Origin of the sequence: Streptomyces sp. NBC_00076 (assembly GCF_045041235.1) — a bacterium.
In the GTDB taxonomy this organism is placed as follows: domain Bacteria; phylum Actinomycetota; class Actinomycetes; order Streptomycetales; family Streptomycetaceae; genus Streptomyces.
The window spans coordinates 6,614,110-6,632,137 of the sequence record NZ_CP108242.1; the positions used below are offsets into that span (position 1 = coordinate 6,614,110).

An 18,028-nucleotide genomic window follows, 5' to 3' on the forward strand; every position below is an offset into this window, starting at 1 on the left:
AGTGCGCCATCAACGCGTCCAGCCCTCCCGCTGCCGTCGAACTGCGCGGCATCACCAAGCGATTCCCCGGCGTCGTCGCCAACCGTGACATCGACATCACCGTCCGCACGGGTACCGTCCACGCCCTGTGCGGTGAGAACGGCGCCGGCAAGTCCACCCTGATGAAGATCCTCTACGGCATGCAGCAGCCGGACGAGGGCACCATCACCGTGAACGGCGAGCGGGTCACCTTCCACAACCCCGCCGACGCCATCGCGCGCGGTATCGGCATGGTGCACCAGCACTTCATGCTCGCCGACAACCTCACCGTCCTGGAGAACGTCGTCCTGGGCGCGGAGAAACTGCACGGCATCGGCGCGAGAGCACGTGCGAGGATCAAGGAGATCTCCGACGCGTACGGGCTGAACGTCCGGCCCGACGTCCTCCTGGAGGAACTCGGCGTCGCCGACCGCCAGCGCGTGGAGATCCTCAAGGTCCTCTACCGCGGCGCCAAGACCCTCATCCTGGACGAGCCCACCGCCGTCCTGGTGCCGCAGGAGGTGGAGGCCCTCTTCGACAACCTGCGCGAGCTGAAGGCCGAGGGCCTCACCGTCATCTTCATCTCCCACAAGCTGGGCGAAGTCCTGTCCGTGGCGGACGAGATCACCGTCATCCGGCGCGGCACCACCGTCGGCACGGTCGAGCCGGCGGCTACCACCCCCAGGCAGCTCGCCGAGCTGATGGTCGGCAGCGAACTGCCCACGCCGGAGACCGAGGAGTCCACGGTCACGGACGTCCCGCTGCTCAAGGTGGACAAGCTGCACCTGAGCCAGACGGACCTCGACGGCGTCGAGCGGATCATCCTCGACGCGATCTCCTTCACCATCCACAAGGGCGAGGTCCTCGGCATCGCCGGCGTGGAGGGCAACGGCCAGTCCGAGCTGGTCGAGGCGATCATGGGCATCCGCGACCCCGACGCCGGCGCCATCACCCTCGACGGCACCGACATATCGCACGCCCCCACCCGCCGGCGCCGCGAGGCCGGCGTCGGCTACATCCCCGAGGACCGCCACCGCCACGGTCTGCTCCTCGAGGCACCGCTGTGGGAGAACCGCATCCTCGGCCATGTCAGCGAGCGGCCCAACTCCCGCGGCCAGCTGCTCGACATCAAGGCCGCCCGCACCGACACCGAGCGCATCATCAAGGCTTACGACGTCCGCACGCCCGGTATCGAGGTGACGGCCGCCTCGCTGTCCGGCGGCAACCAGCAGAAGCTGATCGTCGGCCGCGAGATGAGCCACGCGCCCAAGCTGCTGATCGCCGCCCACCCCACCCGCGGCGTGGACGTGGGCGCGCAGGCCGCGATCTGGGACCACATACGCGAGGCCCGCCGCGAGGGTCTGGCCGTGCTGCTGATCTCCGCCGACCTGGACGAGCTCATCGGGCTCTCCGACACCCTGCGGGTGATGTACCGCGGCCGCCTGGTCGCCGACGCCGACCCCGCCACGATCACCCCCGAGGAGCTGGGCTCCGCCATGACGGGTGCGGCCACCGGCCACCTGGAGCACGCAGAGGACGACGACCGATGAAGAAGCTGACCCAACGCATCGACAGGGAGCGGCTGCTCCTCGGCATCGCGGCGCCGCTGCTGGCGATCGTCGCCGCGCTCGTCGTCACCGCCCTGGTCATCCTCGCCACCGGCAAGAACCCGGGCTCCGCCTTCAGCGACATGCTGACCTACGGCTCCGCCAGCGACAGCCAGGTCTACATCCTGAACAAGGCGACGACGTACTACCTGGCGGGTGTCGCGGTGGCCATCGGCTTCCGCATGAACCTGTTCAACATCGGCGTCGACGGCCAGTACCGGATAGCCGCGTTCTTCGCGGCCGTCCTCGGCGGCGCGCTGACCGTCCCCGGCTGGATCGCCATCCCGCTGATCATCCTGTGCGCCATGGCGACCGGCGCCCTGTGGGCGGCCATCGCGGGCGTCCTGAAGGTGACCCGCGGCGTCAGCGAGGTCATCTCGACGATCATGCTGAACTCGATCGCCACCGCGATCATCGGCTTCCTGCTCCAGCCGGGGAAGCTCGCCGAACTCCAGAGCGGCGGCACGGTCATCTCCACCAAGCCGCTGCCGGAGTCCTCGTACTTCTTCAGCATCGACACGGGCCCGGCCGGCGTGCTGTGGGGCTTCGTCGTCATCGCCGTGCTCGTCGGTGTCGCGTACTGGTTCGTGCTCGGCCGCACCAAGTTCGGCTTCGATCTGCGCACCGTCGGCCAGTCCGAGAGCGCGGCCACCGCGAGTGGTGTCTCGGTGAAGAAGATGGTCGCCACCAGCATGGTCATCTCGGGCGCCGTGGCCGGTCTGATCGGCATGCCGACCCTGCTCAACGACAGCCACCAGTTCAGCAACGACTTCCCGTCGGGCATCGGCTTCACCGGTATCGCCATCGCCCTGCTCGGCCGCAACAACCCGGTCGGCATCGCGCTCGGCGCGCTCCTGTGGGGCTTCCTGGAGCGCACCACCAACCACCTCGAGTTCGAGGGGTACGACAAGGAAATCCTCGGCGTCATCCAGGGCGTCATCGTCCTGTGCGTCGTCATCGCCTACGAGCTCGTCCGCCGCTACGGCCTGAAGCGCCAGCAGCAGCGGGTCGGCGCCGAGCTCGCCGCCCAGGCCGCCGCGATCCAGAAGCAGGAGGTGGCGCGATGACTGCCACGATGACCGACACGCCGCCCCCCGCGGCACCCAAGGCGGACAACGGCCGCGGTCGGTCGAGCCGCTCGCTCGGCCAGATCCTCATGATCGTCGCGGGCGCGCTGCTGCTCGTCGCCGCGGTCCGCGTCATCACCGGCTCCGACCAGCTCACCTCCGAGGGCCAGGTCTCCGCCGCCCTGGGGCTCGCCGTGCCCATCGGCCTCGCCGGTCTGGCCGGTCTGTGGTCCGAGCGGTCCGGCGTGGTCAACATCGGCCTCGAGGGCATGATGATCCTCGGCACCTTCGGCGCCGGCTGGATCGGCTGGCAGTCCAACCCCTGGTTCGGCCTGCTGTGCGGCATCGGCTTCGGTGTCCTCGGCGGCCTGGTGCACGCGGTCGCGACCATCACCTTCGGCGTCGACCACATCGTCTCCGGTGTCGCGGTCAACCTGCTCGCGCTCGGCACCACCCAGTACCTCGCCAAGCTCTTCTTCTCGGAGGGCAAGGCGGCGGACGCGGGCGGCAACCCCAAGCAGTCCCCGCCGGTGGACTCGCTGCCCACCATCGACGTGCCCGGCCTCTCGAGCGGCCTCAAGTCTCTCGAGAACCACCACTGGTTCCTGGTCTCCGACATCGCCGGCATCCTCGGGGGCCTGGTCACCGACCTGTCCGTGGTGACGCTCTTCGCCATCCTGCTGTTCGTCGGCAGCTGGTGGCTGCTGTGGCGCACCCCGTTCGGCCTCAGGCTGCGCTCCTGCGGCGAGAACCCGATCGCCGCGGAGTCCCTCGGCGTCAATGTCTACAAGTACAAGTACGTGGCCGTGGCCGTCTCCGGCGGCCTCGCGGGCCTCGGCGGCGCCTTCCTCGCGCTGGTCACCTCGCACACCTACCTGGAGAACCAGACCGGCGGGCGCGGCTACATCGGCCTCGCGGCCATGATCTTCGGCAACTGGCGCCCCGGAGGCCTCGCCATGGGCGCGGGCCTGTTCGGCTACTCCGACGCGCTGCAGCTGCGCAACGGCGGCGAGACCGTCCACGCGCTGCTGCTCCTGCTGGTCGTGCTCCTCGTGGGGCTGGCCGGGTGGAAGCTGTACCGCAAGGCGCACTGGCAGGCCGGGATCAGCCTCTTCGTCGGCGCGCTCGTCCTGCTGTGGTACCTGTTCACGGACGAGGTGCCGAGCGACTTCGTGGGCGCCACCCCGTACGTCGTCACGCTGCTGGTGCTGTCGCTGTCGGCGCAGCGCCTGCGGATGCCGAAGGCGGACGGTATGCGGTACCGGAAGGGACAGGGCAAGTGACCGACGCCGACTGGGAGCAGTTGCGTGCCGTGGCCCGGGACGCCATGTCGCGGGCCTACGCCCCGTACTCCGGGTACCCGGTCGGCGTGGCGGCCCTGGTCGACGACGGGCGTACGGTCTCCGGCTGCAACGTCGAGAACGCCTCGTACGGTCTCGGCCTGTGCGCCGAGTGCGGACTGGTCTCCCAGCTGCAGAACACGGGCGGCGGTCGCCTCACGCACTTCACCTGTGTGAACGGCCGGGGGGAGATCCTGGTCCCGTGCGGCCGCTGTCGCCAGCTGCTGTACGAGTTCGGCGGGCCCGACCTTCTGCTGGAGACCCCGGCGGGCATCCTGCCGCTCTCCGAGATGCTGCCGCAGGCCTTCGGACCGGACCATCTCGCCAAGTAACTCCCGTACGGCCCCTCTGAGTTGCTCACCTCGGCCACTCGGGGGGCCGCGCGGTTTCTGCATGCTTTTCGGAAGGAAGGCCACACCATGACGCTGTTGTCGATGGACGTCATCTCCGTCATCCGCACCAAGCGGGACCGCGGTGAGCTCAGTGACGAGCAGATCGACTGGGTCATAGACGCGTACACCCGCGGGGAGGTCGCCGACGAGCAGATGTCCGCGCTCGCGATGGCCATCCTGCTCAACGGCATGAACCGCCGGGAGATCGCCCGCTGGACGGCCGCGATGATCGCCTCCGGCGAGCGCATGGACTTCTCCTCCCTGTCCCGCCCGACGGCCGACAAGCACTCCACGGGCGGTGTCGGCGACAAGATCACACTCCCGCTGGCGCCCCTCGTCGCCGCGTGCGGCGCGGCGGTCCCGCAGCTGTCGGGCCGCGGCCTCGGCCACACCGGCGGCACCCTCGACAAGCTGGAGTCGATCCCGGGCTGGCGGGCGTTGCTGTCCAACGAGGAGATGCTGTCCGTGCTGGACGGCTCCGGCGCGGTGATCTGCGCGGCCGGCGACGGCCTGGCCCCGGCCGACAAGAAGCTGTACGCGCTGCGGGACGTGACGGGAACGGTCGAGGCGATCCCCCTGATCGCGTCGTCGATCATGTCGAAGAAGATCGCCGAGGGGACGGGCTCGCTCGTCCTGGACGTGAAGGTCGGTACCGGCGCCTTCATGAAGACCATCGAGGACGCCCGCGAGCTGGCCTCGACGATGGTGGGTCTGGGCACGGACCACGGCGTGAAGACGGTCGCGCTGCTCACCGGCATGTCGACCCCGCTCGGCCTCACCGCCGGCAACGCGCTGGAGGTCCGCGAGTCCGTGGAGGTCCTGGCCGGCGGCGGCCCGTCGGACGTGGTCGAGCTGACGCTGGCCCTGGCCCGCGAGATGCTGGACGCGGCCGGTGTGAAGGACGCCGACCCGGCGAAGGCCCTGGCCGACGGCTCCGCGATGGACGTGTGGCGCCGCATGATCGCGGCCCAGGGCGGCGACCCGGACGCGGAGCTGCCGGTGGCCCGCGAGCAGCACGTCATCAAGGCGGGCGCCTCGGGCGTCCTGACCCGCCTCGACGCCTACGACATCGGCGTCGCCGCCTGGCGCCTCGGCGCGGGCCGCGCCCGCAAGGAGGACCCGGTCCAGGCGGGCGCGGGCGTGGAGATGCACGCCAAGCCGGGCGACACGGTGACGGAGGGCCAGCCGCTGCTGACCCTGCACACGGACACGCCCGAGCGCTTCGAGTACGCGCTCCAGGCGGTGGAGGGTTCGTACGACATCGGGGCGGCGGGGACGGAGTTCTCGGCCTCGCCGGTGGTGCTGGAACGCATCGCCTGACCTGGAGTCCCCTCGTCCGGGTGAAACGGGACCGGTGGACCGCCACCGGTCCCGTTCGGCGTGTTCGGCTGTCCACGTGGATGTGATCGACGGCGACTACATCAGGGCCGACAGCGAGTGGGACGAACTCGTCTGGGTCTGGGGGCAGACGGACGCCCCCAAGGGCTGCAAGGTCGAGATCATCGAGGGGCTCGTCATTGTGACACCCCTGTCCGTCGCCGCACACCGCGCCATCCCCGAGCGCATGACGCGGCGCCTCTACGAGGTGATTCCGCAGGACTGGGGCGTCTACCAGCGGCTGGCCCTGGCCACGCCCTCTCGGCTCGGCCTCTATGTGCCGGACCTCGCCGTGGTGCCGCGCCTGGAGCTGCGGACGGGCGACGACAGTTTCGTCCCCGCCGGTGAAGCCGAACTCGTCGTGGAGATCACGTCGAGGCACACCGCGAGCAACGACCGGGTCCACAAGGCCGCCGGTTACGCCGAAGCCGGTGTCCCGCTCTACCTCCTCATCGACCCGCTCGCCCCCGGCGGCCCCACCAGCACGCTGTACGGCGAACCGAAGGGCGGCGGCTACCGCCCGCTGAGCGTCGCCAAGTTCGGTGAACTCCTCACCCTTCCCGCGCCCTTCGACCTCATCATCGACACCGGCGAGTTCCCGGAGACGTGAGTCACCCGAGCAGCGCCGCGACCACCACCAGCACCGGCACCGCCAACACCGTCGACACCAGGATCGAGTCGCGCGCCAACCGCTCGCCCACCCCGTAGCGCGACGCGTAGGTGAAGAGGTTCTGCGCGGCCGGGAGGGCCGACGTCACCACCACGTCGAGGAGTCGGGCCCCGTGCAGACCGAACACCCCCGCCGCCAGGGCCCAGGCCACCGCCGGCTGGCCCACCGACTTCAGCGCGACCGACAGCAGCACGAGGTGCCGGTCGGGGCCCCGGCCCGGCATCGTGCTGCCGCACAGGGAGATGCCGAACGCGAGCAGGACCGCCGGGACGGACATGTTGCCGATCAGGGTCACGGGGTCCATGACGGCCGCCGGCACGCGCAGGCCGGACGCCGAGACCGCGACCCCGGCCAGTGAGCCCAGCGCGATCGGGTTGCGCAAGGGGGTGAGCAGCCGTTGCCACAGAGGGCCCTGCTCGCCGTCCCTGCCCGACAGGTCCAGGATCGTCAGGGCGACCGGCGTGACCAGCAGCAACTGGAACAGCAGCACCGGCGCCACCAGCGAGGCATCGCCCAGGACGTACACGGCGATCGGGATGCCGAGGTTGCCCGAGTTGACGTAGCTGGAGCACAGCGCGCCGATCGTCGTACGGCCCACACCCCAGCCGCGTACGACACCCACCGCGACGAACACCCCCGCCGCCGCCGCGGTGCTCAGCGCGGTCACCAGCAGCCGGCTGGAGAAGATCACCGACAGGTCGGCCCGGGCGAGCGTGGTGAACAGCAGGGCCGGGGACGCCACGTGGAAGGCCAGCTTGCTCAGTACCTCGCGGCCGTGCGCACCGAGATGGCCGCCCCGCCCGATGAGATAGCCGACCCCGATCACCACCGCGATGACCGCGAACCCGGTCAGCACCCCCTGCACGGGACCTCCGCAACGGTGCTCAGAGCGTGCGGTATCCAGGGCGGTGCTGATGCGTGGAACATACAGCCAACCTTCCGGGGAAGGAGAGCCGCAGGTCAATGTGATCTCGGTCGGTGGGCAGTCCGCCGCCGCAGCCGAGGTCGCGGGCCGCGATGAGTTACGCCCGCCTGCCCGGTCTACCGATCGTGGACGCCATGACACCCGCTGTACTCACGCTGGTCGGCCCCGTCACCCGCGACGAGGTGACCGGGTTGTGCGACGACGTGCGGAGGCTGCTGGACGCCACCGGCACCGGAGCGGTGGTGTGCGATGTCGCGGGGCTGGGACCGCCGGGGCTCGAAGCCGTCGACCTGCTGGCGCGCCTTGAGCTCGCCGCAAGACGGGCCGGGGGCCGGATCAGGCTGCGCGACCCAGCCCCCGCGCTACACGCCCTCCTCGACCTGGTCGGCCTCCGCTTCGAGGTGGAGGGGCAGCCCGAACAGCGGGAACCAGCGCTGGGTGTCGAGGAAGCAGTGGAACCCGGTGATCCGGCCGTCTGAGATCTCGAGCACCTGGACAGCCCAAGGAAGGAAGCCGCCCTTCTCCGGATCCGGCTTGTACTGGGCGAACCCGGGCAGGCCGTTGACCTGGACCGGCAGCAGGCGGGAGCCCGCGCAGGGGGCGCCGAGCGTCGTCATGAAGCCCGTGATGTCGTCGTGGCCGGTGAGCCACAGGTCGAACGGCGGCATCGTCATGATGGCGTCCTCGTGCAGCAGAGCCGTCAGCGCCGTCATGTCGTAGCCCTCGAACGCCGCCACATAGCGGTCCAGGAGCTTTTGCTGTTCCTCGTCCAGTGGGTCGGACACGGACGCGTCGGCGCCGTGTTCCTCCCGCTCCGCGAGGGTCGCGCGGGCCCGCTGCAGCGCGCTGTTGACCGACGCGACCGACGTACCCAGCAGCTCCGCGACCTCGCTCGCCTTCCAGGCCAGCACCTCGCGCAGGATCAGCACCGCGCGCTGCTTGGGCGGAAGCTGTTGCAGGGCCGCCATGAAGGCGAGTCGCACCGACTCCTTGGCGATGGCCCGCTCCGCAGGGTCCTCGGTCGTGGGCAGCACGCGCGCGTCCGGCATGGGCTCCAGCCAGGTGTGGTCCGGGCGGGGGGAGAGGGCGGCCTGGGCCAGGGGAGTGGACTCGGTGAGGTCCATCGGCCGGGCGCGCTTGTTGCCGGCGGTCAGCATGTCCAGGCACACGTTCGTCGCGATGCGGTAGAGCCAGGAGCGGAGGCTGGAGCGGCCCTCGAACTTCTCGTAGCTGCGCCATGCCCGGACCATGGTGTCCTGCACCGCGTCCTCGGCCTCGAAGGAGGAGCCGAGCATGCGATAGCAGTACCCGGTGAGCTCGGTCCGGTGTTTTTCCAGCCTGACGTCGAGGTCCGTCGTCATTGTGTCGCTCATCGTCCACCCACCCCTGGGGCCGTTCCACTCCGCGCGCCATTGCGCCCAGCACTTGGAAGCTACCGAACACTTGCCCAGTGCTCCACTTTTCAGGGTGGAGGTGTGGGACTTTCTGCCCGTAGTGGCCCCGAGGGCGCAGCGGCATGGCTAAGATCGCCTTGTCCGACAACGGAGTTGTGGGACCTACCGCCGGACGGGCGGGAAGTCAGGCCTGCGGAGGCCGTGTAAGACCGACCCTCACCGGTCGGCGGTGGCCTGTGAAACAGGAACCCATGGTGGTACCGCGTAGCGGTACGGACCGGAATCTTCTGCCCTCGGGCAGGAGAGGGCGTCAACGCAGGGGTCTGACAACGGCCCGGCGAGCGGGGAAAAGTGCAGGTCATATGTTAGGTGCGGTGCCGTGGGCGGCGGCGTCAGGGGGCGGGCGACCCTACGCCGCCACTGGCTCCCGCCGCGCGGCGACCCGTGCCGCCCGCGTACCGAACACCGTGATCGTCACGACGCCCAGCACCGCCAGCAGACCGACGGTCACCGTCCCGGACCAGCCGCCCGCGTGGAACGCCAGCGCACCCACCGTGCTGCCCGCGCTGGAGCCGATGTAGTACGCCGACTGATACAGCGCCGACGCCTGCGCCCGCCCCCGGGTCGCCGTCTTGCTGACGGCCGAGGAGGCGACCGCGTGCCCCGCGAAGAAACCCCCGGTGATCAGGACCAGCCCGAGGAGGACGAGGGGAAGGGAGTCGGCCAGGGACAGCAGCAGGCCCGTCGCCGTCGTACCGCCCGCCGCGTACAGCGCCCCCCGGCGGCCCAGGCGGCCCACCAGCCGGCCGGCCGTCGACGCGGACACCGTGCCCACCAGGTAGACCAGGAAGATCGAGCCGACGATGCCCTGGGGGAGGCCGAAGGGGGCCTCGGTCAGGCGGTAGCCGATGACCGTGTACACACCGCCGAACACCGTCATGAACAGCGCGCCGATCGCGTACAGGCGGCGCAGCAGCGGGTTGGACAGGTGGTCGCGGACCGTGCGGGCCAGCACCCGCGGTCGCAGCGAGCCCGCCGCGAAGTGCTTCGGCGTGGGCAGCAGCACCCGGAAGGCCACCGCGCAGGCCACGGCGATCGCGCCGATCACACCGACCGCGACCCGCCAGCCCCACTCCTGCGCGACCCAGCCGGTGATGACCCGGCCGCTCATCCCGCCGACGCTGTTGCCGGCGACGAACAGACCGATCGCGGTGACCAGCGCCTTCGGCGTGACCTCCTCCGCGAGGTATGCCGTCGCGGAGGCGGGCAGTCCGGCCAGCGCCGCGCCCTGGACGGCCCGCAGCACCACCAGCGCGGTCAGCGACGGCGCGAAGGGCACCAGCAGCCCGACGGTCACCGCGACCGCCAGCGAGGCCGTCATCACCGTACGGCGTCCGAAACGCTCCGACAGGGCGCTCATCGGCAGGACGAACACCGCCAGCCCGCCGGTCGCGGCCGCCACCGTCCAGCTCGCCTCGCTCGCCGCCACCCCGAACTCGCCGGAGATCAGCGGCAGCAGCGCCTGGGTGGAGTAGAGAAGGGCGAACGTCGCGACACCGGCGAGGAAGAGGGCGAAGCTCATCCGGCGGTAGCCGGGGCCGCCCGGGGCCATCCGGGAGTCGTCGACGACAGGAGCAGAGGGTGCGGCGGCCACGACGGTGGACGCCCCGGTACTGGCGGGAGACATGCTTCGAAGTTACGTACGCCCCGGTCATCCGTCCAATGCATGGAATCGTCATAATCGTTCCCATGGTGCATCAGCAGAGGTCACAGGAGCGTCTGTCACCGTCCAGTGACACAGAAGACATGGCGGACATGTCGAGGCTGCTCGCTCCCCGCCTCGCCCACTTCGCCGGTGTCGCCCGTACCGAGCACGTCACCCGTGCCGCCCAGGAGATGCAGGTCCCGCAGTCGACCCTGTCCCGGGCGATGGTCCGGCTCGAACAGGACCTGGGCGTCGATCTGTTCGCCCGCCACGGCCGCACCGTCTCCCTCACCCCGGCCGGCCGCACCTTTCTCACCTCCGTCGAGCGTGCTCTCGCCGAGATCGAGCGCGCCGTCGAGGAGGTCCGTGCCGACGCCGACCCGGCCACCGGCAAGGTCGCCTTCGGCTTCCTGCACACCATGGGCGCCGAGACCGTCCCGGGCCTCCTGCACGCCTTCCGCGCCGATCACCCCCGGGTCCGCTTCAGCCTCGTCCAGAACTACGGCGAGGCGATGATCGAGCGCCTGCGCGCGGGCGAACTGGACCTCTGTCTGACCTCCCCCGTCCCGGACGCCCCCGACCTGGTCGCCCTCCGCCTCGACGAACAGAAGCTCCGCCTGGTCGTTCCGGCCGACCACCGCCTCGCCGCCCGCCGCCGGATCCGGCTCGCGGAGGCCGCCGACGAAACGTTCGTCACCCTGGAACCCGGCTACGGCCTCCGCCGCATCACCGACGACCTGTGTCAGGAAGCCGGTTTCCGGCCCCGTATCGCCTTCGAGGGCGAGGAGGCCGAAACCCTCAGGGGCCTGGTGGCAGCGGGCCTGGGGGTGGCCCTCCTGCCCCCACCCGTCTTCCCTCGCCCGGGAGTTGTGGAACTGACGGTCACCGCTCCGCGGGCCGCTCGCGAGATCGGCGTGGCCTGGCTCGACGGCCACCCGGACACACCTCCGGTAGCAGCCTTCAAAAAGTTCCTGCTCTCCAAACGAGGCAACCTGCTGCCGACCTGAGGGGTGCGGGGCCGTATCGCTGTACGGCTCCGCCGCGCGGGCGCGACCAGCCCGCTACAAGCCGTACCCCGAACACCCCGCAAGGTCCCCGGACCTACCGCCTGGCCTGCCCGAAGCCGGAGGCGAGCGGCATCCGAAGTCCCAGCGGAGGCGGAGCCGCGAGCGCGTCCTGCACCGGCCGCGACAACGCCCTCCCGAACAACGCCCCCATCACGAAGTCCTCGGTCAGCGCGTGCACTTCGTCCCGATGCTGATGCAACCCGTGTCCGTCGGAGTGCACTTCGAACCGGCACACCTCACGGTTCGCCTTCTTCGCCCGCGCCGCCAGCCGGAACGACAACTCCGGATCCGTACGCGCGTCGTTCGTGCCGTGCACGATCAGCACCCGCCGCCCGGCCAGCTGCCGCACCGGCTCGGGGGACGCGGCCACGTCCTCCTCCGGCAGCCAAGGGGCCAGTGCCACCACGGAGTTGACGGCCTCGTGCCCGCCTGCGTGCAGAGCCGCCCGGCCGCCCATGTCGAATCCGGCGAGGCACACGGGGACGTCGCCGTACCGTCGTACGGCCTCATCGGTCGCCCAGCTCGCGTCCTGTGCCAGATGTGCCGCGCTGCCGTTCCAGCCGCGATAGCGGTAGTGGACCACGTGGGTCGCCAGTCCCGCGACGCGTCCCGCGCGGGAGATCCGGCGGCCCAGGGTGCGTACGGACGCGGCTGCCACCATGGCGGACGGTCTGCGGCGGGAGACCTCGTCACCTCCGGGGAGCAGCAGCACCACTCCACTCACGGCTGTCGGCTCCGGACCGAGCGCCCGCCCCAGGCGGGCCGTGCGAACCGGTGTCGCTTGCTGTCCCATGACAGAACAGTGTCAGAAGCGTGGGTGTACGACACGGGGCCGTGCGGTCACCGTTACGTATCGACGGATTCGTAAACCGGGTGATCTACGCGCGTAGGAGTTAGAGTGCGGAAATGACGAGCCAGACTGACCGGATGGGGAACACCCCGAGCTCGGACCAGATCCGCCGAGCGCCCAAGGTTCTGCTGCACGACCATCTCGACGGCGGGCTGCGCCCCGGCACCATGGTCGACCTCGCCCGGGAATCCGGGTACTCCCATCTCCCCGAGACCGACCCGGACAAGCTCGGCGTCTGGTTCCGCGAGGCCGCCGACTCCGGTTCCCTGGAACGGTACTTGGAGACCTTCTCGCACACCGTCGGCGTGATGCAGACCCGGGACGCGCTGGTCCGGGTCGCCGCCGAGTGCGCCGAGGACCTCGCCGAGGACGGGGTCGTCTACGCCGAGGTGCGCTACGCCCCCGAGCAGCACCTCGACGGCGGGCTCAGCCTCGAAGAGGTCGTCGAGGCCGTCAACGAGGGCTTCCGGGAAGGGGAGCGGCTGGCCCGTGCGAACGGCCACCGGATCCGGGTCGGCGCCCTGCTCACCGCGATGCGGCACGCGGCCCGCGCCCTGGAGATCGCCGAGCTCGCCAACCGGTACCGCGACCTGGGCGTCGTCGGCTTCGACATCGCGGGCGCGGAGGCGGGTTACCCGCCCACCCGGCACCTCGACGCCTTCGAGTACCTCAAGCGGGAGAACAACCACTTCACCATCCACGCCGGAGAGGCCTTCGGGCTGCCGTCCATCTGGCAGGCCCTCCAGTGGTGCGGCGCCGACCGGCTCGGCCACGGGGTGCGCATCATCGACGACATCCAGGTCCACGAGGACGGCACGGTCAAGCTCGGGCGGCTCGCCTCGTACGTGCGGGACAAGCGGATCCCGTTGGAGCTGTGCCCCAGCTCCAACCTCCAGACGGGGGCCGCGGCCTCGTACGCCGAGCACCCGATCGGGCTGCTGCGCCGGCTGCACTTCCGGGCCACCGTGAACACGGACAACCGATTGATGTCCGGCACCAGCATGAGCCGAGAATTCGAGCACCTTGTCGAGGTGTTCGGGTACACGCTCGACGACATGCAGTGGTTCTCCGTCAATGCGATGAAATCAGCATTCATTCCTTTCGATGAACGACTCGCGATGATCAATGACGTCATCAAGCCCGGATATGCCGAGTTGAAGTCCGAATGGCTGTTCCAACAGACCGCGTCTACCAGCGGTTCTGTGGACTCGGAGGACTGATCCGACGGAATTCGACAGTGCGGAACGCGGGCGGGCATTCGCCATTCTTCGCGTTTCGATGTTTGCGGCGGGCGCCTCGGCATGTTTACGGTCATGAACCGCCCACTTCCCCGTAACTCCATGTCGAGGACGCATTTCATGAAGCAGTCTGCTGTCAAGACCCTCGGTGTCGCCGCTCTCGGTGCCGCCTTCGCCGTCACCGCCGCTGGTGCCGCCAGCGCCGCCCCGGTCGTCCCGGACGCCGCTCAGGCGCTGAACGGTGTCTCCCGGACCCTGCCGGCCGAGAACGTCACCAAGTCGCTGCCGGGTGCCGGTGAGGCGCTGGGCCAGGCGCAGTCGGCGCTCCCCGCGGCGCAGCCGGTCGCCGAGAAGGCGCTCGCCGACGGCCCCGCCGACAAGGTCACCGGCCTGATCGGCGGTCTGGCTGCCGGCAAGGGCCTGCCCGCCGGCCTGAACAACATCTCGCTGGGCTGATCCGCGCCGCATACGCACGCGCCGGTGGGGCGCACCCTCGGACAGGGGGTGCGCCCCACCGGCGTACGCGTGGTCACCAGGCGGTGCTCGCGACCTTCCCCTCCGAGGGGAACAGGATCCACAGCGCGATGTAGAGCAGGAACTGCGGGCCCGGCAGCAGGCAGGAGACCACGAAGATGACGCGCATCGTCGTCGCGGAGGTGCCGAAGCGCCGTGCCAGCGCGGCACACACTCCGCCGATCATGCGGCCGTTGGTGGGGCGGGCGAGGCGGGACATTGCGGCTCCTTCGTGAGCGTCTGTCGGAGGCTGTCCGGGTGACCGCCTCGTCTGACTTCAAAGCTACGCACACGAAGGGGACGAAACATCGCTCTATGGTGCGATCCCGACCCTGGGAATCGTCGGGGTCAGACCCTGAGCGGGGTCCTCCTGGCGGACGGAGTGCCGGTGGGCGCGCTCGTTCCTGCGACGGAGCCAGGAGCGGGTCGCCGGTACCAGGAGCGCGTGCGTGAGCGTCACGCCCGCCGTGTTCAGGAGCAGCGAGTCGATGTCCACGCGCTGCCCGGGCACCCCGGTCTGCAGCAGCTCGATGCCGAGCGAGATCAGGGCGCCGGCAGCGGTCGTACGCAGCAGGGAGGCGAGCGGCGAGACGGTGAGCCTGCCGTGGACCAGGGGGAACAGCACACCCAGCGGGGCCAGCAGCCCGAGCCCGCCCACGATGCGCCGGGTCGCCTCCTGCCAGCCCAGGGCCAGATCGGATCGGATGCTGGCCAGCGGATGGAAATTGGCGGGCATCACCCAGGGAACGTCCAGCGGACGGAGCGCGAACCAGGCGACGAACGCGAGGTGTGCGACAAGGACGACACCCCCTGCCACACGGACGCTGATCGCGGCGCTGCCGCCGATGGAGCCTTCACGCTGCACGCATCCCAAGACGCGGCCTCCGGCACGATCGGTTCCGGGATACCCACGGGTACGTGGATGAGGCATGCGCCACACCCCGTGCGCGGGGCGTGGTTCGCCCCGGCGACGCGCCCGCGTCAGCCTTCGGCCACCTCGCTCGACGGCGGCTGGTTACTGCCGGGGCGGCTACGGACCTCGTCCGTGCACGCGTAGCGGCGCAGCGGGTCGGTGTTCGGGCCCCCGAGGACGACCGAGCCGTCTCCCTCCGCCGCTGCCGAGTCGGAGAACGTGCAGACCACCTGGGCCAGGGCGTACGAGGTGAGGTCCCCGGGCCGACTGCTCAGCCTGAGCGCGTCCGCCGGGTCCCCGGGCCTCGGGCCCCGCACCGTCATGCCGCCGCGTACGTCGGTGGTGTACCCGGCCTCCTTCTCCGCGGCCGACGGAGTCGCGGCGAGTTCGTCCAGCAGCCCCTGCGCGACCAGCATCCGTCGCTCGTTGTCCGCCGTGCCGTCCGCGACGCGCAGCGTGCGGTCGACGGCCACCAGCGACGAACCGCACAGCAGGAACGCCTGCACCGGCAGCCCGCGCGAGGCCTGCGTCGAGACGTCCGGCTCGGCGAGCGAACACCGCACCCGGGAGGGCGCGGGCCCGAACTCGGTCGGCACCTCGGTGGCCCGGATCCCGCACCCGGTGAGCAGCGCGGCCAGCACCGGGAGCGCCAGCGCTCGGCGTACGTTCATCAGGCGTCCCCCTCGGCCTTCTCGCCGTCGCCGTCGTCGGGGTCCTCCGTGAGCGGCGCCGAGTCCTGCGGCAGCCGCAGCGTGAACACCGCGCCGCCCTCGGCGGAGTTGGCGGCGGTGATCTCACCGCCGTGGATGTGCGCGTTCTCCAGGGCGATCGACAGGCCCAGGCCGCTGCCCTCGGAACGAGGCCGGGAGGCGCTCGCCTTGTAGAAGCGGTCGAAGACGTGCGGCAGGACGTCCTCGGGGATGCCGGGCCCGTGGTCCCGGACCTCGATGACCACCGCCTCGGCGGTGCCCCGCACCGCGACCCGCACCGGCGAACCCCCGTGCTTGAGCGCGTTGCCGATGAGGTTGGCCATGATCACGTCCAGGCGGCGCGGGTCGAGCCGGGCGTGGATGCCGCGCTCGGCGTCCAGATCCACCGCGTCCAGCCAGGCCCGGGCGTCGATGCACGCGGTGATCTGGTCGACGACATCCACGTCGTCCACCACCAGCCGCGCGGTGCCCGCGTCGAACCGGGTGACCTCCATGAGGTTCTCGACCAGGTCGTTCAGCCGCCGCGTCTCGCTCACGACGAGCCGTACGGCGGGCTCGATCATCGGATCGACGCTGCCGGACCCCATCTCCAGCTCGTCCTCCAGCACCTCCGTCACGGCGGTGATGGCCGTCAGCGGAGTCCGGAGTTCATGGGACATGTCGGCCACGAACCGGCGGGAGGCGTCGTCGCGCGCGGCCATGTCGGCCACCCGTTTCTCCAGCGCCTCGGCGGCGTTGTTGAACGTCCGGGAGAGATCCGCGAGTTCGTCCGTCCCCGACACCCGCAGCCGGGTGTCCAGCTTCCCCTCGCCGAGCCGGCGCGCGGCCACCCCGAGCCGCTGCACCGGCTTCAGCACGGTCGTCGCGGCGGCCTGTGCGAGCAGCGCGGAGCCGACCAGCCCGAGTCCGGTGGCGATACCGAGCGACCAGGCCAGCGAGTTGAGGTCCTTCGCCTCCGGCTCCAGCGACTTGAGCATGTAACCGGTCGGCCCGCCGCCGATCACCTTCGTGCCGGCCACCAGACAGGGGGACCCGTTCATGGTCACCCGCTGCCAGTAGAGGTGGTACGGGTACTTGTTGGCGGCGGTGACCGGCTGCCGCCTGCTCACCGCCGCGCGCAGCGACGACGGCACGTCCTGCACCGTGAAGCCGTTCAGGGCACCGGAGTTGCCGTACACGGTCTTGCCGCTCGCGTCCGCGGCGACCAGCACCACGCTGAAGCGCTGGCTGCTGTTGGCCATCTGGCCGGCGGTGTGCTGCAGTTCGTCCTGTGAGGGGTTCTCGGGCAGCGCGCCCGCCCGGTTCTGCATCTCCTGTTCGAAGTCGCGCAGCACCGCGTCCTGGGTGCGTGTGAGCACCGCCTCACGGTTGAGCCAGTACGCGATTCCGGACGCGGACACCGCGGCGGTCAGTGCCACCAGCCCGAACACGACCACCAGCCGGAGCCGCAGACTGGTGAGCCGCAGCCGCGACCACATTCCCTTGCGATCCGCGGCCCAGCCGCGGATCCCCCCGTGCGCTTGGGTCACTGAGGAGTGTCCAGCCGGTAGCCGACACCACGGACCGTACGGATCAGCGTCGGCGACGACGGCACGTCCTCGACCTTGGCCCGCAGTCGCTGCACACAGGCGTCCACCAGCCGTGAGTCGCCCAGGTAGTCGTGTTCCCACACCAGCCGCAGCAACTGCTGCCGGGACAGCGCCTGGCCCGGCCGCCGGCTCAGTTCGAGCAGCAGACGGAGCTCGGTCGGGGTGAGCTGGAGGTCCTCGCCGTTCTTCGTCACGGTCATGGCCGCGCGGTCGATGACGAGCGAACCGAACGACGCCGCGTCGTTCGCCTCCCGCTCCCCGCGCCGCAGCACGGCCCGGATCCGGGCGTCCAGCACCCGCCCCTGCACCGGCTTGACCACATAGTCGTCGGCGCCGGACTCCAGTCCGACGACCACGTCGATGTCGTCGCTGCGCGCGGTCAGCAGGATGATCGGCAGCTGGTCCGTGCGCCGGATGCGCCGGCACACCTCGAACCCGTCGATACCGGGCAGCATCACGTCCAGCACGATCAGGTCGGGCCGCTGCTCCCGCAGCAGCTTCAGGCCGTCCTCGCCGGTGGCAGCGGTGGCAACCCGGTGACCCTGGCGCGTAAGAGACAGCTCCAGGGCCGTACGGATGGCGTCGTCGTCCTCGATCAGCAACAGGGAAGGCACGGGCTCATTCTGGCCCATGGCGGGGTGGGGCTGCGACAC

The 18,028-nt window shown here is 70.5% G+C and carries 19 protein-coding genes; 10 read left to right on the forward strand and 9 right to left on the reverse strand.

The genetic code is table 11. The features are described from left to right. The first annotated feature begins 8 nt into the window (after positions 1-8). From OHA64_RS30205 to OHA64_RS30230, 6 genes are all read left to right on the forward strand, one after another. Positions 9-1,568, forward strand: a complete 1,560-nt coding sequence (locus OHA64_RS30205) for an ABC transporter ATP-binding protein (RefSeq protein WP_405624175.1) — start codon at positions 9-11, stop codon at positions 1,566-1,568. After that, on the forward strand, positions 1,565-2,692 hold the full coding sequence (locus tag OHA64_RS30210) for an ABC transporter permease (RefSeq protein WP_405618337.1): 1,128 nt from the start codon (positions 1,565-1,567) through the stop codon (positions 2,690-2,692). The genes OHA64_RS30205 and OHA64_RS30210 overlap by 4 nt, the downstream gene beginning before the upstream one ends. Beyond that, positions 2,689-3,975: an ABC transporter permease gene (locus OHA64_RS30215; RefSeq protein WP_405618340.1), complete on the forward strand. Its 1,287-nt coding sequence runs from the start codon at positions 2,689-2,691 to the stop codon at positions 3,973-3,975. Before OHA64_RS30210 ends, OHA64_RS30215 begins: the two co-directional genes overlap by 4 nt. After that, positions 3,972-4,364, forward strand: coding sequence for a cytidine deaminase (locus OHA64_RS30220; RefSeq protein ID WP_405618342.1), 393 nt, complete (start codon positions 3,972-3,974; stop codon positions 4,362-4,364). The genes OHA64_RS30215 and OHA64_RS30220 overlap by 4 nt, the downstream gene beginning before the upstream one ends. Before the next feature lie 102 nt (positions 4,365-4,466). Beyond that, positions 4,467-5,744, forward strand: a complete 1,278-nt coding sequence (locus OHA64_RS30225; protein WP_405624177.1) for a thymidine phosphorylase — start codon at positions 4,467-4,469, stop codon at positions 5,742-5,744. A gap of 76 nt (positions 5,745-5,820) precedes the next feature. Beyond that, positions 5,821-6,411: a Uma2 family endonuclease gene (locus tag OHA64_RS30230; RefSeq protein ID WP_405618344.1), complete on the forward strand. Its 591-nt coding sequence runs from the start codon at positions 5,821-5,823 to the stop codon at positions 6,409-6,411. A 1-nt stretch (position 6,412) separates the two neighbouring features. On the opposite strand, the gene OHA64_RS30235 is transcribed toward OHA64_RS30230, so the two are convergent. Beyond that, complete coding sequence (locus OHA64_RS30235; RefSeq protein ID WP_405618346.1) at positions 6,413-7,336, reverse strand: AEC family transporter; 924 nt, start codon at positions 7,334-7,336, stop codon at positions 6,413-6,415. Between the two features lie 152 nt (positions 7,337-7,488). Between OHA64_RS30235 and OHA64_RS30240 the strand changes: the two genes are divergently transcribed. Next, positions 7,489-7,875 (forward strand): STAS domain-containing protein, encoded by a 387-nt coding sequence (locus OHA64_RS30240; protein ID WP_405618348.1) that lies wholly within the window; start codon positions 7,489-7,491, stop codon positions 7,873-7,875. Here the strand turns inward: OHA64_RS30240 and OHA64_RS30245 are convergent. Both OHA64_RS30245 and OHA64_RS30250 read right to left on the reverse strand, forming a co-directional pair. Continuing rightward, the gene (locus tag OHA64_RS30245) at positions 7,759-8,769 is read right to left on the reverse strand and encodes a sigma-70 family RNA polymerase sigma factor (protein ID WP_405618351.1); all 1,011 of its coding nucleotides are present in this window, start codon (positions 8,767-8,769) and stop codon (positions 7,759-7,761) included. The genes OHA64_RS30240 and OHA64_RS30245 overlap by 117 nt on opposite strands. Positions 8,770-9,199: 430 nt before the next feature. Beyond that, a complete protein-coding gene (locus tag OHA64_RS30250) occupies positions 9,200-10,477 on the reverse strand; it encodes an MFS transporter (protein ID WP_405618353.1) in 1,278 nt (425 codons plus the stop codon). A 62-nt stretch (positions 10,478-10,539) separates the two neighbouring features. On the opposite strand from OHA64_RS30250, the gene OHA64_RS30255 reads away from it, so the two are divergent. Further along, positions 10,540-11,502 carry a LysR substrate-binding domain-containing protein gene (locus tag OHA64_RS30255; protein ID WP_405618355.1) on the forward strand — a complete coding sequence of 321 codons (963 nt, stop codon included), beginning with the start codon at positions 10,540-10,542 and terminating at the stop codon, positions 11,500-11,502. A 94-nt stretch (positions 11,503-11,596) separates the two neighbouring features. Here the strand turns inward: OHA64_RS30255 and OHA64_RS30260 are convergent, their stop codons facing one another. Continuing rightward, complete coding sequence (locus OHA64_RS30260) at positions 11,597-12,355, reverse strand: alpha/beta hydrolase (RefSeq protein WP_405618357.1); 759 nt, start codon at positions 12,353-12,355, stop codon at positions 11,597-11,599. A gap of 113 nt (positions 12,356-12,468) precedes the next feature. Here OHA64_RS30260 and OHA64_RS30265 point away from each other — a divergent pair, with 113 nt between their 5' ends. Together OHA64_RS30265 and OHA64_RS30270 are read left to right on the forward strand one after the other, a co-directional pair. Next, positions 12,469-13,632, forward strand: coding sequence for an adenosine deaminase (locus tag OHA64_RS30265; RefSeq protein WP_405618359.1), 1,164 nt, complete (start codon positions 12,469-12,471; stop codon positions 13,630-13,632). A 138-nt stretch (positions 13,633-13,770) separates the two neighbouring features. Further along, complete coding sequence (locus tag OHA64_RS30270; RefSeq protein WP_405618361.1) at positions 13,771-14,106, forward strand: ATP-binding protein; 336 nt, start codon at positions 13,771-13,773, stop codon at positions 14,104-14,106. Positions 14,107-14,179: 73 nt separating this feature from the next. Here the strand turns inward: OHA64_RS30270 and OHA64_RS30275 are convergent, their stop codons facing one another. The 5 genes from OHA64_RS30275 to afsQ1 form a co-directional block, all read right to left on the reverse strand. Next, positions 14,180-14,383, reverse strand: a complete 204-nt coding sequence (locus OHA64_RS30275) for a PspC domain-containing protein (RefSeq protein ID WP_405618363.1) — start codon at positions 14,381-14,383, stop codon at positions 14,180-14,182. Positions 14,384-14,476: 93 nt separating this feature from the next. Beyond that, positions 14,477-15,028 (reverse strand): VanZ family protein, encoded by a 552-nt coding sequence (locus tag OHA64_RS30280; protein ID WP_405618365.1) that lies wholly within the window; start codon positions 15,026-15,028, stop codon positions 14,477-14,479. Positions 15,029-15,144: 116 nt separating this feature from the next. After that, positions 15,145-15,747 carry a hypothetical protein gene (locus OHA64_RS30285; RefSeq protein WP_405618367.1) on the reverse strand — a complete coding sequence of 201 codons (603 nt, stop codon included), beginning with the start codon at positions 15,745-15,747 and terminating at the stop codon, positions 15,145-15,147. Next, entirely contained in the window at positions 15,747-17,315 is a 1,569-nt protein-coding gene (locus OHA64_RS30290) for an ATP-binding protein (RefSeq protein WP_405618369.1), read from the reverse strand. Before OHA64_RS30290 ends, OHA64_RS30285 begins: the two co-directional genes overlap by 1 nt. Next, a complete protein-coding gene (afsQ1, locus tag OHA64_RS30295) occupies positions 17,312-17,989 on the reverse strand; it encodes a two-component system response regulator AfsQ1 (protein ID WP_030682803.1) in 678 nt (225 codons plus the stop codon). Before afsQ1 ends, OHA64_RS30290 begins: the two co-directional genes overlap by 4 nt. Between the last annotated feature and the right edge of the window lie 39 nt (positions 17,990-18,028).